The 14,928-nt window shown below is 71.8% G+C and carries 17 protein-coding genes and 1 pseudogene; 7 read left to right on the top strand and 11 right to left on the bottom strand.

Annotation, left to right across the window (positions count from 1 at the left end; genetic code table 11):
• Nucleotides 1–609 (bottom strand): annotated as a pseudogene (locus OG413_RS41850) (hypothetical protein); the annotation flags it as partial.
• Nucleotides 610–843: 234 nt separating this feature from the next.
• Here OG413_RS41850 and OG413_RS41845 point away from each other — a divergent pair.
• Nucleotides 844–1,380, top strand: coding sequence for a hypothetical protein (locus tag OG413_RS41845; RefSeq protein ID WP_266814344.1), 537 nt, complete (start codon nucleotides 844–846; stop codon nucleotides 1,378–1,380).
• A gap of 260 nt (nucleotides 1,381–1,640) precedes the next feature.
• On the top strand, nucleotides 1,641–1,925 hold the full coding sequence (locus tag OG413_RS41840; protein WP_266814346.1) for a hypothetical protein: 285 nt from the start codon (nucleotides 1,641–1,643) through the stop codon (nucleotides 1,923–1,925).
• Between the two features lie 257 nt (nucleotides 1,926–2,182).
• On the opposite strand, the gene OG413_RS41835 is transcribed toward OG413_RS41840, so the two are convergent.
• From OG413_RS41835 to OG413_RS41815, 5 genes are all read right to left on the bottom strand, one after another.
• Entirely contained in the window at nucleotides 2,183–2,971 is a 789-nt protein-coding gene (locus OG413_RS41835) for a GltA (RefSeq protein ID WP_266814348.1), read from the bottom strand.
• 152 nt (nucleotides 2,972–3,123) lie between these two features.
• On the bottom strand, nucleotides 3,124–3,753 hold the full coding sequence (locus OG413_RS41830) for a M48 family metalloprotease (RefSeq protein WP_266814973.1): 630 nt from the start codon (nucleotides 3,751–3,753) through the stop codon (nucleotides 3,124–3,126).
• A complete protein-coding gene (locus tag OG413_RS41825) occupies nucleotides 3,750–4,028 on the bottom strand; it encodes a hypothetical protein (protein WP_266814971.1) in 279 nt (92 codons plus the stop codon). Before OG413_RS41825 ends, OG413_RS41830 begins: the two co-directional genes overlap by 4 nt.
• A gap of 171 nt (nucleotides 4,029–4,199) precedes the next feature.
• On the bottom strand, nucleotides 4,200–4,622 hold the full coding sequence (locus OG413_RS41820; RefSeq protein WP_266814970.1) for a hypothetical protein: 423 nt from the start codon (nucleotides 4,620–4,622) through the stop codon (nucleotides 4,200–4,202).
• Complete coding sequence (locus OG413_RS41815) at nucleotides 4,604–5,335, bottom strand: competence protein CoiA family protein (RefSeq protein ID WP_266814969.1); 732 nt, start codon at nucleotides 5,333–5,335, stop codon at nucleotides 4,604–4,606. The genes OG413_RS41820 and OG413_RS41815 overlap by 19 nt, the downstream gene beginning before the upstream one ends.
• Before the next feature lie 255 nt (nucleotides 5,336–5,590).
• Here OG413_RS41815 and OG413_RS41810 point away from each other — a divergent pair, with 255 nt between their 5' ends.
• Both OG413_RS41810 and OG413_RS41805 read left to right on the top strand, forming a co-directional pair.
• The gene (locus OG413_RS41810) at nucleotides 5,591–6,517 is read left to right on the top strand and encodes a hypothetical protein (protein WP_266814355.1); all 927 of its coding nucleotides are present in this window, start codon (nucleotides 5,591–5,593) and stop codon (nucleotides 6,515–6,517) included.
• Nucleotides 6,518–6,952: 435 nt separating this feature from the next.
• Nucleotides 6,953–8,764 (top strand): hypothetical protein, encoded by a 1,812-nt coding sequence (locus OG413_RS41805; protein WP_266814357.1) that lies wholly within the window; start codon nucleotides 6,953–6,955, stop codon nucleotides 8,762–8,764.
• 33 nt (nucleotides 8,765–8,797) lie between these two features.
• Here OG413_RS41805 and OG413_RS41800 read toward each other — a convergent pair whose 3' ends face one another.
• From OG413_RS41800 to OG413_RS41790, 3 genes are all read right to left on the bottom strand, one after another.
• A complete protein-coding gene (locus tag OG413_RS41800; protein ID WP_266814359.1) occupies nucleotides 8,798–9,340 on the bottom strand; it encodes a hypothetical protein in 543 nt (180 codons plus the stop codon).
• Between the two features lie 116 nt (nucleotides 9,341–9,456).
• Nucleotides 9,457–10,608 (bottom strand): hypothetical protein, encoded by a 1,152-nt coding sequence (locus tag OG413_RS41795; RefSeq protein ID WP_266814361.1) that lies wholly within the window; start codon nucleotides 10,606–10,608, stop codon nucleotides 9,457–9,459.
• A gap of 119 nt (nucleotides 10,609–10,727) precedes the next feature.
• Nucleotides 10,728–11,507, bottom strand: coding sequence for a hypothetical protein (locus OG413_RS41790; RefSeq protein ID WP_266814966.1), 780 nt, complete (start codon nucleotides 11,505–11,507; stop codon nucleotides 10,728–10,730).
• Nucleotides 11,508–11,957: 450 nt separating this feature from the next.
• Here OG413_RS41790 and OG413_RS41785 point away from each other — a divergent pair, with 450 nt between their 5' ends.
• On the top strand, nucleotides 11,958–12,227 hold the full coding sequence (locus tag OG413_RS41785) for a hypothetical protein (RefSeq protein ID WP_266814366.1): 270 nt from the start codon (nucleotides 11,958–11,960) through the stop codon (nucleotides 12,225–12,227).
• 18 nt (nucleotides 12,228–12,245) lie between these two features.
• Complete coding sequence (locus OG413_RS41780) at nucleotides 12,246–12,482, top strand: hypothetical protein (RefSeq protein WP_266814368.1); 237 nt, start codon at nucleotides 12,246–12,248, stop codon at nucleotides 12,480–12,482.
• A 28-nt stretch (nucleotides 12,483–12,510) separates the two neighbouring features.
• Here OG413_RS41780 and OG413_RS41775 read toward each other — a convergent pair whose 3' ends face one another.
• On the bottom strand, nucleotides 12,511–12,822 hold the full coding sequence (locus OG413_RS41775) for a hypothetical protein (protein WP_266814370.1): 312 nt from the start codon (nucleotides 12,820–12,822) through the stop codon (nucleotides 12,511–12,513).
• A 176-nt stretch (nucleotides 12,823–12,998) separates the two neighbouring features.
• Between OG413_RS41775 and OG413_RS41770 the strand changes: the two genes are divergently transcribed.
• The gene (locus tag OG413_RS41770) at nucleotides 12,999–13,964 is read left to right on the top strand and encodes an ATP-dependent DNA ligase (RefSeq protein WP_266814372.1); all 966 of its coding nucleotides are present in this window, start codon (nucleotides 12,999–13,001) and stop codon (nucleotides 13,962–13,964) included.
• Between the two features lie 597 nt (nucleotides 13,965–14,561).
• On the opposite strand, the gene OG413_RS41765 is transcribed toward OG413_RS41770, so the two are convergent.
• A complete protein-coding gene (locus tag OG413_RS41765) occupies nucleotides 14,562–14,705 on the bottom strand; it encodes a hypothetical protein (RefSeq protein WP_266814373.1) in 144 nt (47 codons plus the stop codon).
• Between the last annotated feature and the right edge of the window lie 223 nt (nucleotides 14,706–14,928).

The raw sequence follows: 14,928 nt of genomic DNA, 5'->3' as shown, positions 1-14,928 counted from the left end.
CCGGCGCATGGCGTCGGCGGCCCAGGGCGCGAACGCGTCCAGAAGGTGAGGATTCATCTCGCGGGCAAAGCCCAGGACCAGCTCGCCGCGGTCCTCGCCGTCCGCGGCCAGTGCATGGTCTTCCGCGACCATCACGCTGTCGTGGGGCCAGCCGTCGAGCGGCCGGACCGCAATCCGCCGGTCGCGCGGAACGGCTCCGGCCTTGTCGAGTGCCTCGCGGGCCACGGTGCTGCACGGTCCGTCGGCGAAGACTCTCTGCAGTGCGGCGTCGCTGTGGGCGGCGACCGCGATGAGCAGGCGGCTCTTCTCCGCCGTCACCGCGAGATGGATAGCGGGGTTGTCGACCACGGGGTGGTGGGCAGCCTGGACGCTGTGCCATCCGCCGAAGGGGGCCACGCGCGCTGCTCCGTCGCTGCCGACGGCCGCGTTGTCGTAGTCGAGGTAGGCGGTCTTCACCGACGCCTCGGCGGCTTCCTCGGGCGTCTGGCAGGTGGGGCACACCAGCCCGTGGCCCCGGCCCTGGCGCCAGTCGGCGTTCCATCCGCCGTCGCCTTCGGTGTGGGGATCTCCGCAGCGCAGACATCGTGCAGGACTGGTCTTCAGGGACATAACGCCATCCTGCCCGACGCGATGACCGCCCCGGGCCGAATCTGACGTACCCGCAGAGGGCCATCAAGTGCGCGGAGTTGACATCGGCCGCCTGGGGTTCGCTCCGAGCGCGGAGCCGGCCCTGCCGTCTGCGGTCGCAGCTGCCCTGCGGAGAGCCAACGCCGCTGTTCACGGCCGACACCCACGGTGCGGCTGGCCTACCATCGACGAACCACAAGGGAGGGGCGAGCAAGCATGGATCACACGGCACACGCGCCCGTGGCCGTCGTCGGCAGCGCGCCGGCCGCGCAGCCGTGGCGTCGCAGGATCCGGCGGGTTGCGGCGGTGCCCGTCCTCGCCGCGGGTGTACTCGTGGCGGTGGTGGTAGCTGCCGACTGGGCGTTGAGCGGGAGCGCCGCTTTCCGGGGGTGGCTGTTCAGCCCGTGGGCCGGTCTGGTGGCCGTTGCCGTCGTGGTGCGTGGGCATCGCCTCGTCCGACGCGCGTGCACCGCTGTCGGCCGTCCGTTGCCCGGGCTGCTGCGGCACGGCGCCTACCCCGAAGAGCTGGAGGCGGCGCGCGTCGGGGAAGAGCAGGATGTGGCCGAGCTCGATCGTGCTCTGCACGTCCGCATGTTCGCCGTGATCGACCTCTACCCGCGCTCTGCGGCCGCCGAGCTCATCGCGGCGCTGCGCCGTGCCGTTGACAGCACCGAGCCGCTGCCCACCGAGCTGCGCGCCGCTCTGGACGACCTGGCCGACGGTTCCCGCCGCTGGCACGACACCCTGGCCTGACAGGGCCCCACGCGGCGTGCGGGTCAGGCCGTTGAGCGGTCCGCTCTCCCGGCGATCTGACAGAATCCGGGCCGACGTGTACGGATGAGGAGAAGGCGATGGCCACCCCTGGGAACGATCTGATCAGCATGCGCAACTTCTGTCAGGATCCGGCCAACCACGCGCCGCGACCAGCGCCTCCTGCCCGGCCGGTACAAGCTGGCCCCTCGGATACTGCGGCCCCGTCCGTCTTCGACCCGGAGACCGGGAAGACACGCGTCATGAGCGGCAAGTGCACTACGTGCATCGGGCGCCGCAGCAACCCTGCCGGGCTCAGCGATGAGCGGCGCCGTGAACTTCTCGGGCTGCGGCCGGACGGGTCGTACGACGAGGGGTGGACCGTCTGCCACTCGACGCTGCCCGACAACCCGGAGAACACCGCTGACCTGCCGCCCTCAGTGTGCGCGTGGATCGCCCAGCACCCCCAGGCCGCCGCAAGGTCCCTGGTCATGCGCATCGGAGCGTCCCAGGGATTCGACTACATCGACCCACAGCCGAAGCACTGACTCACGACCGGGCGCCGGCCATGCTCCGACGCCCGGTGCGAGTCGATCAGGGCCGGGGCCGAATCGGGTGCCCGTGGGCCGGCCGGCTGCCACGCTGAGCCCCATGGACTCCGTCGACGTCGCCCTGGACAGCGTCTGGCCCGCCGAGCTGCGTGCCGACCGGCGACCGGTCACTTCCGAAGACGCGCTCTTAGTCCGCGCGTTGCTTACCGACGGGCAGGTCCGGGCCTACCTGGGTGGCCCCGCTGGTTCGGTGGTCAACTGGCGAGCGGTGGGGCCTTCGGGTGGCCCGGACCTTCGCGGAGGACCTCGGCCGGGGGGCGGTAGGCCCAGTCGGTTCGGTGCAGGGCTTGTGCCTGGTCCGCCAGCACCTTGCGGGCGATCCGGCGTTCCCCGGCCGGGCGGAACAGGGTCGCCTGGCCGGGGTGCTGGCGGTAGAGCTCGCCCGGCTGCTCCTGCATCCAGCCGGCGGACACCGCTTCCGCGTTGAGGCTGAGGGCGACGTCCTGGCCATAGGGCAGGGCGGGCCAGGCGCCCAGTGCGCGGGCCAGTTCGGTGTAAAGGGTGATCGTGGTCCCCATGACCGGAAGTCGCTCGGCGAGCAGCCCGTCGAGCAGTGTGCGCGGCGGAAGGAGACCGGGAGCGGGGTCGTAGGGGCCCAGGGCGGTGGAGCCGTCCGCGCGGAGATCCAAGCAGGGTGAGACGACCCAGGCGATGGTCGGATTGTCGATCAGGGTGTGGATGTCGCGTGCCAGGGTGAGCGGGTCGGGAAGCAGGTCGTCGGCGTCGAGCTGACGCAGCAGCACTCCCCTGGCCCGGGCCAGGGCGAGAGTCCGTGCCCGTGCGGCACCGCCGGGGCGTCCGGTGCCGGTGGAGATCCACGGCTCGTCCGGCAGGTGTTTCAGGTCGACGGGGCCATCGGCCTGCACCAGCCACTGCAAGGACCAGCCGGCAGGCAGCCTTTGACCGGCGAGGCAGTGGTAGGTCTCGTCGACGAATCCAGCGGCGGCGGGATGGACGGGCGTGATGACGCTGATCACCGGCATGAGCGGGCCCTTCTGTGTCGATCGTGCCGGGCAGTGTGCGCAGCCTTCCTCGGCCGTGGACGGCGCGTACTGCGCAGCTCCCGCCGTCCGGGAAGGGTGGGCCGACGCCTTGTGTTCCTGGGCCGTCGCACGGGATCGGCCGGGCGTCACGCTCAGGCGGCGAGGGGCCGGATCCTGTCGTGGGTATCGGGCAGCGCGGCGAGGGGGTGGGGCTTAGGGGCGGCGGGTGCGCTGAGGTGCTGGGCCCACCAGATGCGCAGCCGGACCGGGGGATGGGTGGAGGCCGAACGTAGGCTGTGCCACAGGCGCGTGGGCCGCGGGAGAGTGCGCAGCAGCTCGGTGTTGCGCCTCCACAGGAGGATCACGGAGTCGCGGCCGCAGGCACGTGCCGCGCGTGCGTCGCAGGCGAGCTCGCTGCGCCACGACCACCCGATGTACAGCAGCCGGAGTGCTGCTGCGGTCAGGACGGCGACGGGCAGGGGAAGCCACGCGGTCGCCATGACCACCAGGAGCACCCCGACGGCCTGGAGTACGGTCGCGCGCTGGTTGTCACGGCGCAGGATGTGGCCGAGTTCGTGCTCAAGGACGACTGGCAGGTGGACGGTCTCCTCGGGCCCGAACCAGTTGCTGCCCAGCCACAAGTGACTCCGGCGCCCGTCGCTGATGGAGGCGGCGTCGTTTCCATCGCCGTCGGGGTGCCAGCCGTCGGTGAACGCGATACTCAGGCGCTGCAGGCGGTATTGGCGGGCCACGGCGCGCAGGTGCTGCTCGGCATGGCTCATCCGCTGTACGAACTCGCGGTAGAGGGGGCTGGGATCGTGTGGGGGTGGGAGCGCAGGAGGCTGTTCCAGGTGTGGTGCTGGGCCCGGAAGCCGTCGGCCACCTGGACGCGGCGGTCACGAACGCAGTGCAGTGTCCAGGCCCAGCTTGCGATCACGGCCAGGGGGATGGCGTGGAGACCTAGATCCGGCCCGCTTCCCCACCGCGTGAGGACGGCGGTCGTCAGCACCCAGCAGACGACGAAGTGGCTCCAGAACCGGTCCCGTATCCAGCTCATCGTCTGCATCACCGCTCTGCGCGGTCGGGCAGCGCCCTGCGCTGCGTGAAGGGCCGGTGCCCGCGGCGGGCGGCGCGCAGTTCGCCGGGCCCCGCGGCGCGGGGGCGTGCGGAACGGGCGCGGCGGGCGCACTGAGCCGGATCAGTGTGGTGTGCATGGAAACTCCCAGGTTCAGGCGGCGTGCGGCCAGGACGCGGCGGGGGCGTCGTGTGCGGGCGTGTCGGGGATCGGCTGCGGACGTTGGGGGGTGCACGGCCGGTCGAGGCAGTCCATCCAGCCGTCGCCGGTGCGGATCGAGACATGCGCGCCGTAGGAGGCCAGGACGTCGGCGAGGCGACCGCCGCACACCGCGCAGCGCGGCCGGACGGTGCGCGGCGCGACGGCGGGGCGTGGCCGGGGGGCCGGTCCGATGGACGAGAGCGGGGCGGTGTCCGGGCTGCTGGCCGCCTGCGCGGCCAGACGGCGGCGCTGCTGCTCTTCGGCACTCCTGCGGTCGTCGGCCTCGCGACGCGCCCTGCGGCGTTCGTCGGCAAGGCGGCGCATGAGGCTCTCCGGCAGAATCAACCCCGCGGCACTCAGGCCGAGTTCGGCCAAGTCGACGGTCTCCTCGTGGAGATCATCTCCTGGGCACGGCGGGTGGTGCAGGGCGTAGACGGCCGGGTCCTCGCTCTCCCACCAGCGGCCGGAGCGTGTGTGGGGCCGGCCCACACGACGCGGACCGCGCGGTCGGACAGGTCGAGGAAGCACACCGGGGTCTGCTCGGCGAGCAGGACGTGGGGCAGTGCCGTGCCCGGGCGCATGAACCAGAGGTCGCGGATGCCGGCTTCGGCGTAGTCCCGATGGCGGTGCTGCCACAACTGGTCGGTGATCAGGCCGCTCTGGGCCTCCAGAGCGATCCGGTTTTTGTCGGCGAGCTGGACATCGACGTCGGCGCGGCGCTCGCGGCCAGGGGTCCACTGTTCCTGACGGACCTGGACGACGCCCGGCAGTGAGCGCGCCCACCGTTCGAGCTGGGCCTTGGCCTCCAGGTGCCAGAGGGTCTCGGGGCGGTGGCCGCCGGGCGGGGCCATGTGCGGCGGATGTGCGAAGTGGTGGCGCCGGGCACCGCCGATCTTCCCTTTCGGAATCAGCGGAACGTGTGTGCCGGGCACCGTCCCGTCCAGGCCGTGGAAGCACGCCGCGCACACCAGGCTCTCTCGGTGGCGGTAGCCCAGCGTGCGCCACTGGTCCATCGGGCGGTCCTCGATGTGGACTTCCCGCCCGGTGTCCAGGTCGAGCCCGACCACCAGCAGATCGTCCGCTGCCATGCGCTGCCCCCGGTTGTCCTCAAGCCCGCTCGGTGCTGGCAGTTTTCGGCACCCGGGTACTGGTGAACGCCGTGAGGACCCGGCGTCCCGCCCGGCGGACCGCGTACGCGGAGCACCTTCTGTCGCGTTCCGCCGGGCGGGATGCGGAGCGCCATCGGGGACAGGTGGGGCGGGATGTGCCACAGGCTGCGGGGGCGAGGGGCCGCCCTCGTCGTCCAGGCCGTAGGGCCAGGTGCCCGTAGGAGGTCAGCCCCGGTGAGCCGTACGATCCCCGTTCTTCTCTCGCTCTTGGCGACGATGACGCTGCTGGTCGCCGCGCTGAGCACGCTGAGAGCGTGCGCGCGGTCGTCCTCAACGTATGAGGGGCGCGAGGCCTGGCAGCGTGCCGTGGCCCACTGGGTGGGCGCGGTCCTCGTGACCGTGGTCACCGTGGTCGTCCAGGCGCGGCTGCCCGACGCGGACGGTGGTGCGGACCGGCAGTCGTCGGTGTCCATACCATGGCGGGCCATCGGGCTCGTGGTCGGCGGACTCGCCGCCGCCGTGGTGGTCGGGGTCGTCCTCGCGGTGAGTGTCCGTGCGTGGCGCCGCCGGCAGGCCCGCCACAGGAAGGCTCAGCAGGCTGAGAGAGCGGTGCAGGAGCGCATCGAGTCCGTTGTGGCACGGCACGATGCGGTGCTTGAGGAGTTCGGTGAGCATCTCGTGGACTTCCTGTCGGCGCTGGAGTGTCCCGCGCTGAACGATCCGTCCATCAGTGAGACCGAGCGGTTCGACCGGGCGAGGATCGACACCGACGATGCCCGCATCGCCGTGCGCCACGGCGCGGGCGAGGATCTGGCTGCTGCGTACCACGCGGCGGTGGCCGAGCTGGAGGTGTCCTGGCGTATCGCCCGCGCTCACGCGCGGCGCCTGGGCACGTCGTATCTCGAGCCCGAGGTTTCCCGCCGTCTGGCGAAGGCCGCGGACCTGATGGCTGTCGTGCGCGGGGGCGACACCGAGCACGAGAGGGCCCTGGCCTACCAGCGGGTCCGCCAGCTGGTCGGCACCTCGGTACGCGTGCCGCAGCTCGCCAAGGTGGCCGTCGAGTGCTTGGTCCGCCCCGCCTTGAAGGCAGGTGGCCTGGACGCTCTGGTGCGCGCCAACCGGGCGATGGCCATCGAGCCGTTGGAGATGGGCCCGGTGTGACCGGCTCAGCCTCACCGGCAGGACCTGCAAGTTCACGAGCGGCGAAGAAAACGGGGCACCCGCATCCGGACACGTTCTCCATATTCGGCCGCGCGGCGGGCATCGGTGCGTACGCTGGAGGAAGCCGTCCCAGTGGATGCCCCCGTACCGCTGGGACGGCTTTGCCGTAGCGGCAGCCTTCGCCGGTAGGGGCTGTAGGCCGGGCTGCGCCGCGTCCGTACCGTCCAGTTCGCGCGCGCCCGACTGGCCCGGGCCGGCTGCGCCTGCGTTGCCGACGCAGCCAGTACCCGGGTTCGCCCGTCTTCTCCCCCAGACCCCCTGGGTGCCGGCGATCGCGTCACGCGGTGCGATTGCTGCCCTGTATCGTCGTGGCGGCGTATGTCGCTCCTGCGGCTGCGCCCTTTCGCCTCTGCTGCCGGACACGAGGGCTGATCCATGACCCGGTCCCTTTCGGCGATCTCCGCCCAGGGCTTCTCTGCTCTGGGCATTCAGCTGCCCGCGCTCGCCGCGATCCGCATCGCCTTGACCGGCGGAGGCAGCGGGAAGTACCACGTCCCCCACTCCGATCTGCGCCGCTACTCCTACGACGGCTGCCGCTACGCCCGGCCCGCGGCAGACGCGGCCACCTATCCCTTGTTCGAGGTCTTCGGCGAGATCTGCAAGAAGTGCTCCGTCACCCTGCCCGGCGCGCCGGATGCCCTGTGGCGGGCCGCCGCGTTCACCGCCGAGAAGGCGGCGGCCCTGCAGCGCGCCTGCGGGGACCGGGCGGCGCGCACCTGGCTCGGCTACGCCCGCTACACCGCCCAGCAACAGCCCCGTGACGAGGAGCAGTTCGAGGCCTGGCTCAAGCAGGCGCGTACCGACCGCAAGCTCGCCAAGGACGCCCGGACGCTGGCCGCGGCCCGCAAGGAACTGGCCGCCGGGTTCGCCGAGTTCCTGACCGGGTACGCGGCCGACTGCCCGGAGGTGGACGCCTACAACGGCGCCCGCGATGCGGTGCGCCGCACGGCCGGCAGCCAGGAGCGGCGGGTGCTGGACGAGGTGACGGCCGCGGTCGCGGGGAAGTCCGCCCGGCGCGCACGGCAGTACGAGTTGGAGCCGGAGGTCGAGGTGTGGCAGCTGGTGAGCGGGGTGTGGCTGGCGGCCCGTTCGCGCGGCCTGGACGCCGCCCGGACCGCCGAGCTGGTGCAGGACACTGTGTCCCGGGAGCTGGCCGGGGCGCGCGTCGTGGACGTGGCCCGTCTCCCGGCGCCGCAGACCGAGGGCGGCGGGTACGACAGCCCCTCGGCCTGGGCGGATGCCGAGCTGGCGGTGTGGTGGCCGCGCGCGGTCGCCGAGGCGTGTGCGCGGATGGAGACGGAGTTCGAGGCCGACTCGGCCCACACAGGGCCGCGGCTGCTACTCGTCCACGACTGGCCGCTCACCAACACCCGGGACACGCCCGTCGCCTATCTCGCCGCCTCCCCGGTGATCGGCCCGCTGGTGCCCTTCGGCTACCGGCGCACCGGCTACTTCAGCGGGGCCGGGGATGCCGCCGGGCCGTCCTACTCAGCGGTCATCGCCGCGCCCGGGCACATCGTCGCCAAGCTGGAGAGGGAGCAGGCCGCAGTCCAGGACCGGCACAACCCGCCCCGGTTCGTGGCCGCCGGGCCCGTCACCGGCCGCCGCCGAACCGATACGGCGGCAGCTCTCACGCTGCTGCGCACCGCCTTCCCCGTGCTGCCCACGGACGCCGACAGCGCCCCGGACGCCGTGCCGGAGCCGGTCGAGGAGCAGCGCCGCGCCCGCGCCGCGTCGAGCTACCGGCATGAGCCCGGCGACGACGGCGAGCGGGCCTCGCGGATCGCGTCCTCCCTCGCCGACGGCCACGGCTGCTGGATCCCGGGCGGGAGCGAGCAGACCGCGTTCCTCAAGGAACTTCGGCGCTGGCTGCGCTGGCAGGTTCTGCGCCTGGACATGTGGTGCGGGCCCACGGACGGTGACGGGGTGTGGGCGAGCCTGTACGGCAGTCTCGACGAGGTCGGTGACGGGATGCTGGCGCTCAAGCCAGGCGGAGAGCACCACGCGGTCCGGATTCCGCTGAGCCGGGTGGTAGCGCTGGCCGGTGCGCCCCGCTGGGACCAGAACCACCCCTACCGGGATGCTCCGTTGTGGACGCCGTACGAGCCGGCTTCCGCTGGCGGCACGGCGGCCGTTGCCGTACCGCAGCGCCATATCCGCGTCCTGCCCGGTGCCGGGACGGAGTAGTCGAGGGCCGCGCCTGACGCTGTGCGGGGTGGTTCAGCCGTCCCGGACCTGGTGGCCGCCGTCCACGGGATCGGAGTCGGCACGGATCTGGTCGCGCCACGGTGCGGGCCACTGGGTGGCGGAATTCCAGCGCAGTCCGCCGAGGTAGAGGTATGTGAGGTCCGCTGTTCTCAGGTCGGCGCCCCGCACGTCGTTGCAGGCGTGCTCGAGGAGTACCTCTGCCTGTATGAGGTCGTCGGTCAGGTGGGTGAGCGTGCGCCGGGCAGCGCGGGGCGTTGCGGCGGCCAGGTGCCCGGCGGTGCGGCGGGCGGCGCGCAGGGCGTCGGTGAGCTGCTGTGCACCGGCAGGCATGTGGTCGGCGTACAGCTGGGGCGCAAGGGTGAGGTCGAGAACAGCCAGCAGCGAGTGCGGGCGGCCCCGGGCGCTGTGGGCTGTGGTGCGGGCTTCGGTGAGCTGCTGGGCGAGCCACAGCAGGTGCGCGCGAGACTGCAGGCGGACGGCCGGGTCCCAGGAGGCGATCGTGCGGGCAGCCGTCGTGAGGGGGCGCCGCCACGGCATCCACCGGGCCGTATCCACCCTGCCCCCCCCTTTGTTCGCCGTGCACCGCTTGTTCGCCGTGCACCGCATCTGGGCTGCACTCTATGGCCCGCGCGCGGGCGGCGGCCCAGCCGCGGTGGGGGACGGCCGGGCTTCTATGTGAGACCGGGGCTCTGGCGCTGCTGCTGGTGGTGGTGGTGGTGTGCGGCGGACTGCTCCTGGGTGTGCTGGCGGGTGGTCTCCTGCGGGAAGCCGGGGGCAGGGTGATCCTCAGCGCGCTGCCTCTGCTGCTGGGCCAACTGCGCGATCCGCTCTTGCAGTTCATCGGGGTCCACGTTGCTCAGCAGTTCTGCGAGTTCGGACCCGTCGCCCTGCGGTCCCTGGCTGAGCTGGTCGACGAACCGCTCCTTGGAGGCGGCGATGTCGCCTTCCCAGGCCCCGGCGTCGATTCGGTGCTCGTCCCCGCGGCCCATGAAGCCTGGTTCGGGCAGACCGGCGTCAAGGGCGTCATGCCTGGGCACGGCCCCGTCCTGCTCCTGGAGGCTGGAAGGCAGGGCGGCGCTTGCCCGCTCTGCGGCCCGTTGCCGCTGCTGTTCCTCGGCCCCCCCGGTGTTCTGCCTGTGTTGGCCGAGGACCGCGTTCTGCATCGCCTCGGCGAGCTCCTCGAACTCCTCGAAGCTGACCGTCTCGGGGACCTCCTCCAGGTACTGGCCCCTCCCGCCCGGTGCTCCCTGCCTGATCTGCCTGATCAATCGCTCCTTGCGCTCCTTCAGCCCGGCGAGCGGATCCACGTTCGCAACAGCCTCGAAGTGCAGGTCGATGCCCGGCGTGCGATCGACGCGGCCAGGCCGCTGCATCAGCTCGGGGGCGCTCGCCACGAAGCGGGGGCCGGGAAGAGAGTTGAGCACGGATTGGTCGACGTCGGCGAGGGCGGCCACGATAACGCTGTCGGCTGTCCCGGCCAGTGCGAGGAGGGCCTTGCGGGTGTCGGCGTCGTTCAGGAGGCCGCTGTGGAGGACCAGGATGCCGCCGGTGAAACGCTCCGGGTGTTCGATCGCCTCTCCGAGCGGAAGGAGGGTGCAGGGCAGGTCCGGGGCCAGCTCGGCGACGGTGACGCGGATCTGGGGAAGCATGTGGCGGAAGTCGACCACCGTCAGCGATCTGCCGCTCTCTGATGCCAGTTGCACACCTGCCGCGAGGGCGATCTCCCGGCCAGGGGCTCCGAGTTCGTAGGAGACGAGGCCCCCGCCGGAGGCCACCAGCGAGTCGACGAGCTGTGCGGCCTCAGCGTTGAAGGCCTCGTTCATGTGGGCACCTTTCCGCGTTGTCATCGGGAGTGGCGGACGGTGAATCCGTGCCGTGTCCGTCGCCGTACGAGGGTCCAGAGGGCGCGGCCACCGCGGGAAACGGTCCCCTACTGGAGTTGTCAGGTGAGGCCCGGGCGCTGCGTGTCCTGCTGTTGGTGTGCGGCGGACTGCTCCGGCCCGTGCTCGCGGGCATCCCGGAGGCGGGGGGCGGGGCAGGAGTCCGGGGGCTGCTGGCGCATCAGCTCTCTAAGCCCCACGTGCTTCTCCCGCATCTGCGCGAGGCGGCTCCTGACCTCGTCAGGGTCCACGTTCTGCATCGCCTCAGTCCACGTCCACCCCTCGAAGCTCGCCACGTCGTGCTCGGACAGCGCGATGAGCTCGAAATTCAGCTTTCGCTCCTCCATGTCGGGGGGCGCCCAGCGCACCGCGACCGGGTCCGGGCGGTGAGCGGGAGGCGTCAGGTCGCGAAGCCTGACAACGAGCCCGGGAGTGGCGAGGGCATCGAGCGTGGTGTCGCTGTAGTCGTGGCGCGCCACGATGAGGTTGTCGGCGCTGTGCGCCATCGCGAGCAGCGGCTGGCGGACGTCCACGTCGCGCAGGACGTCGGCGTGTACGGCCAGGACGCCGTTGATGCTGCCGGCCGGCTGGAGGGCCGCCTCGGCAGCGGAGATGACCGCGCAGCGGATGTCGGGCTGCAGCTCGCGCACGAAGGCCCGGGTTTCGGAGTGCAGGACCCGGGCCTCCACAATCGTCAGCGGGGCGCGGGTCTCGGCCGCCAGCTGAGCCCCGGCGGCGATAAGCATTTCCCGTCCGCCGCCGCCGGTGTCGTAGGTGACGCGCCCTCCCCCGGCGGAGACGAGGGTGTCGACGATCTCCGCGATCCGCGGGTGATTCAGCACGCTGGGCTCCATGTGTGCCCCTCCCCTTCGCGTGATCAGTGGTCGTGGTGGAAACCGCGGCGGCCGTGCAGACCGCCGCTGTTCCCCGGGACTGGCGCTGTCCAGCTGGTGTCGGACGTTGTCCGGGGGCCGGGGCGCGGGCGGTTCATCCAGTCCTCCTTGGCGGCGGGACCGCCCGGGGCTCGGGCCGCCGGCGTGGTCTTGTGCGAGCCAAGCAGGTGCGCCGGCATGGATGGCAGCGCGGACGGGGCCTGTCCCGTCACGTGCGTCGGTGTCCTGCCCGGCGCTCCCGCCTGGCGGGATTTGCTTTCGGGCCCGGGTCCCGGCACAGGGCGCGCAGGCAGCGAGCGGTGCTGCCTGCGTGGATCCGGGGCGTCATGCCGGTTGTCTCCCGCCCGACGGCGGCGGACCGCTACCCTGAGGGGAGGAGACGACGTAGAGGCGGTTGTGATGTTGGGTAGCGACGGGTGGACCCCGGACTCCATCGCCCATGCCCTGCCCGTAGCGGACATGCGCCAGGAGTTCTGGAAGCAGTTCAACCTGACCCCGATCGGTGAGCTCCCGGAGCTTGGCGAGCGATGGGTCAAGGTCATCGAGAGCCTTGAGGCTGGTGTCGAGCGCGGCCTTGAGCTGCACCTCTACCAGCACGAGCACGGCGGGGATCTGCCCCCCGAGTACAGCGACGTCACCGGTCTGATCACGGAGAGCCAGGCCGCCTGATTCATGTACCGGCTCTACATGGACTCCACCCTTCACGGGGTGTACCGGGATCTTCCGGACAAGGCGCGGGCGAAGGTCGCGCAGTTCCTTCTCGACTCGGTCAGCGACCCCCGGGCGGCCACATTCCCGTACGGGGATGTCGATGACGGTGTGATGCGGTTGTGGGCCGCGGGCGACCTCGCCGTGGTGCTGCTGATCGGCGACCAGACCCGGACGATCACGATCTTGAGCATCGCGTACGCCGGGCTGGAGTAGGCCCGGCGCGGGCCGCCTTTTCGCCTCGCTACGCGGCCGCTCCTCGGGGAGCGCCGCACAGCGGGCAGCGGCAGGGGTCGGCCTCGCAGGGGGCTCCGAGTGCCCGGCAGCGGGGGCAGTCGCAGAGAGCCGCTTCGCCCCGGGCCCGCCGACGTGCACCGTCCAGCGGTGTGGCGGAGGGCCAGGCGCCGATCATGTGACCGGCGGGCGCGGGGAAGCGTTGCCACAGCGCCACGACCTGGACGGGAGTGCGGGCCGGGCGGATCCGTAGGCGCATGAAGGCCGGCAGGTCGCCCTCCTCACGCATGGCCGCGATGTCCTCGGCCTCGATATCCTCCACGGCGCTCCCCCTCTCCTCGATCCGCGTGGCGGACCTGGTCGCAGTCAGTGTCGGCACGGCGGAGGGGCCGGGGGGCAGCTGGTGCGGGCCGTTCCGCCCGGCGGGAGGCAGCGTTGCGATTTCCGGCCGGGCGTCCCGCCAGGCGGCCCGGGCCCTGATGGCGTAGGGGTGGAGGGGTGCGCTTGTCCCCTCCTCTGGAGCCGATGCTGGCCCGATCCGTGAGCGCGCTGCCCACGGGCGGGCGCCAGGCCGTGTTCGAGCAGAAGACCGACGGATTCCGGGTCGTCGTCTTCGCCCGGCCGATGCCGTTCCTGCAGTCCAGGCGGGGCGCCGCCTTGGCGGGGGCGTTCCCGGAGCTGGCCCGGGCAGCGGCGGGGCTCGGTGTCGAAGCGGTCCTGGACGCCGAGCTCGTCGTGAGCGGTGACGGGCGGCTGGACTTCGCGGCGCTTCAGCAGCGCTCCCGCCGCCGGGGAGCCTCGGCGGAGCGGGCGGCCGCGCAGCAGCCGGCACATCTGGTGGTGTTCGATCTCCTGGAGATCGAGGGGGCCGTTTTGCTTCAGGAGCCCTTGCACCGGCGCCGGGCGGCGCTGGAGGAGCTGTTCGCCATCCACAGACTGTCTGCACCGTGGACGTTGTGCCCGCAGACCACCGACGCCGAGGTCGCCCGTACCTGGCTGGATTCGGCCTGGGGGGCGGTCGGGGTCGAAGGGATCATGATCAAGGATCCGGCGTCCCGGTACCGGCCTGGCGTGCGCGGCTGGGACAAGCTGCGGGCCCGCACAACGACCGAGGCGGTCATCGGCGCCGTGACCGGTACCCTCCGCTTCCCCACGAGCCTGTTGCTGGGCCGGTTCGACGCCGGGGGCCGTCTGCGCATGATCGGCCGCACCTCACCGCTGCACCGTGCCGCCTCCTCCGAGCTGGGCGGCGTCCTGCGTCCTGCCGGGCGGAATCATCCCTGGCACGGCAGGCGGTTCTCCGCCGGATGGCACACCTCCGACCCGCTGGTCTTCCAGCCCGTCGTGCCCGAGTTCGTTGCCGAGATCGTTGCCGACACCGCCGTGGACGCAGGCCGCTACCGCCATCCGGTCCGCTACCTTCGCCTGCGCGATGACATGACCGCCCAGGACATCCGCAGGTGAGCGGCGGGTGCGGGCGCGATCTCAGGGAGCGCCGAGCCGTGGCACACACGCTTTCAGCTCGGCGAGCTGGGGTAGAAAAGGCATCAGGAGAGGGGGAGTTGAGGTGTGGAGTTCGCGGAGGGCCGGGGCCAGACCGCTCCGGCGTTTGCTGGCCGGGGTCGAGGCGGGCTCGGCCGACGGCCCTTCCACCGCTGCGCCGGGGTGGTGACGCACTCGGTGGCCGGGGTGACGAGCAGGTGACGCACTCGGTGACGCACCCTGATCCCACCGCACCCCACCTGAGCTGCCGTTTTGTTGCCGCAGCGAGGATCGGTGACGCGGGTGACGCACTTTCCCGGTATCTCTCTACACCCCTTTCGTCTCTTTTTTCTCCCACAGAGAGATAGGTGAAAAGTGCGTCACCCACGTCACCACTCGCGGATGGGTGGAGGAAAGCACAGGTCAGAGGAGATTCGAGGCGGCGTAAGTGCGTCACCGAGTGCGTCACCCGGTGCGTCACCGCACCCGGAGTGCGTCACCACCGACCGCCCCCGGCGCCGGTGCGAATGACCGGGAGAGGAGGGTTCACGCCCCGGGCCCGGCCTTCCCTGCGTGCCCTCAGGGCATGACGCCGGCGGCCTGCCATACCGCGAGCAGCTGCTTGTAGGAGGCGTCGAAGTCGAAGCCCGGCATGTGCTCCAGGGCGAAGGCCGTGGCGATGTCCCGTCCGGCCGGGATGTCGAGGGTGAGGACCGTCAGCACGCGCTCGAAGTCGGTGGCGAAGACCGTGACGGTGCGGGAAGGCGAGAAGCACTGGCCGAACCCTTCGACCAGCTCTACGACCTCGGCGGTGCCCTCCTCGGCGTCTCGTGCTTGATACGGCCGAGTGCGCGCTCCGTGATGCGGTAGGTGAGGTGGGGCAGGACGTACCGATCCGCCTCACCTCTCGGCAACCTCGGCGGCTCGGCAGAGCAGGCCGACCGCA

Source organism: Streptomyces sp. NBC_01433 (assembly GCF_026340105.1).
Classification (GTDB): domain Bacteria; phylum Actinomycetota; class Actinomycetes; order Streptomycetales; family Streptomycetaceae; genus Streptomyces.
The sequence above is the reverse complement of the archived record's forward strand: the minus strand, read 5'-3'. Positions and strand labels throughout refer to the sequence as shown.

Coding starts and splice junctions, on each gene's coding strand:
- OG413_RS41780 (WP_266814368.1), top strand. CDS start 12,246: ATGGACTCCACCCTTCACGGGGTGTACCGGGATCTTCCGGACAAGGCG.
- OG413_RS41805 (WP_266814357.1), top strand. CDS start 6,953: ATGACCCGGTCCCTTTCGGCGATCTCCGCCCAGGGCTTCTCTGCTCTG.
- OG413_RS41785 (WP_266814366.1), top strand. CDS start 11,958: ATGTTGGGTAGCGACGGGTGGACCCCGGACTCCATCGCCCATGCCCTG.
- OG413_RS41830 (WP_266814973.1), bottom strand. CDS start 3,753: ATGAGCCATGCCGAGCAGCACCTGCGCGCCGTGGCCCGCCAATACCGC.
- OG413_RS41835 (WP_266814348.1), bottom strand. CDS start 2,971: ATGCCGGTGATCAGCGTCATCACGCCCGTCCATCCCGCCGCCGCTGGA.
- OG413_RS41825 (WP_266814971.1), bottom strand. CDS start 4,028: ATGAGCTGGATACGGGACCGGTTCTGGAGCCACTTCGTCGTCTGCTGG.
- OG413_RS41845 (WP_266814344.1), top strand. CDS start 844: ATGGATCACACGGCACACGCGCCCGTGGCCGTCGTCGGCAGCGCGCCG.
- OG413_RS41815 (WP_266814969.1), bottom strand. CDS start 5,335: ATGGCAGCGGACGATCTGCTGGTGGTCGGGCTCGACCTGGACACCGGG.
- OG413_RS41795 (WP_266814361.1), bottom strand. CDS start 10,608: ATGAACGAGGCCTTCAACGCTGAGGCCGCACAGCTCGTCGACTCGCTG.
- OG413_RS41840 (WP_266814346.1), top strand. CDS start 1,641: ATGAGCGGCAAGTGCACTACGTGCATCGGGCGCCGCAGCAACCCTGCC.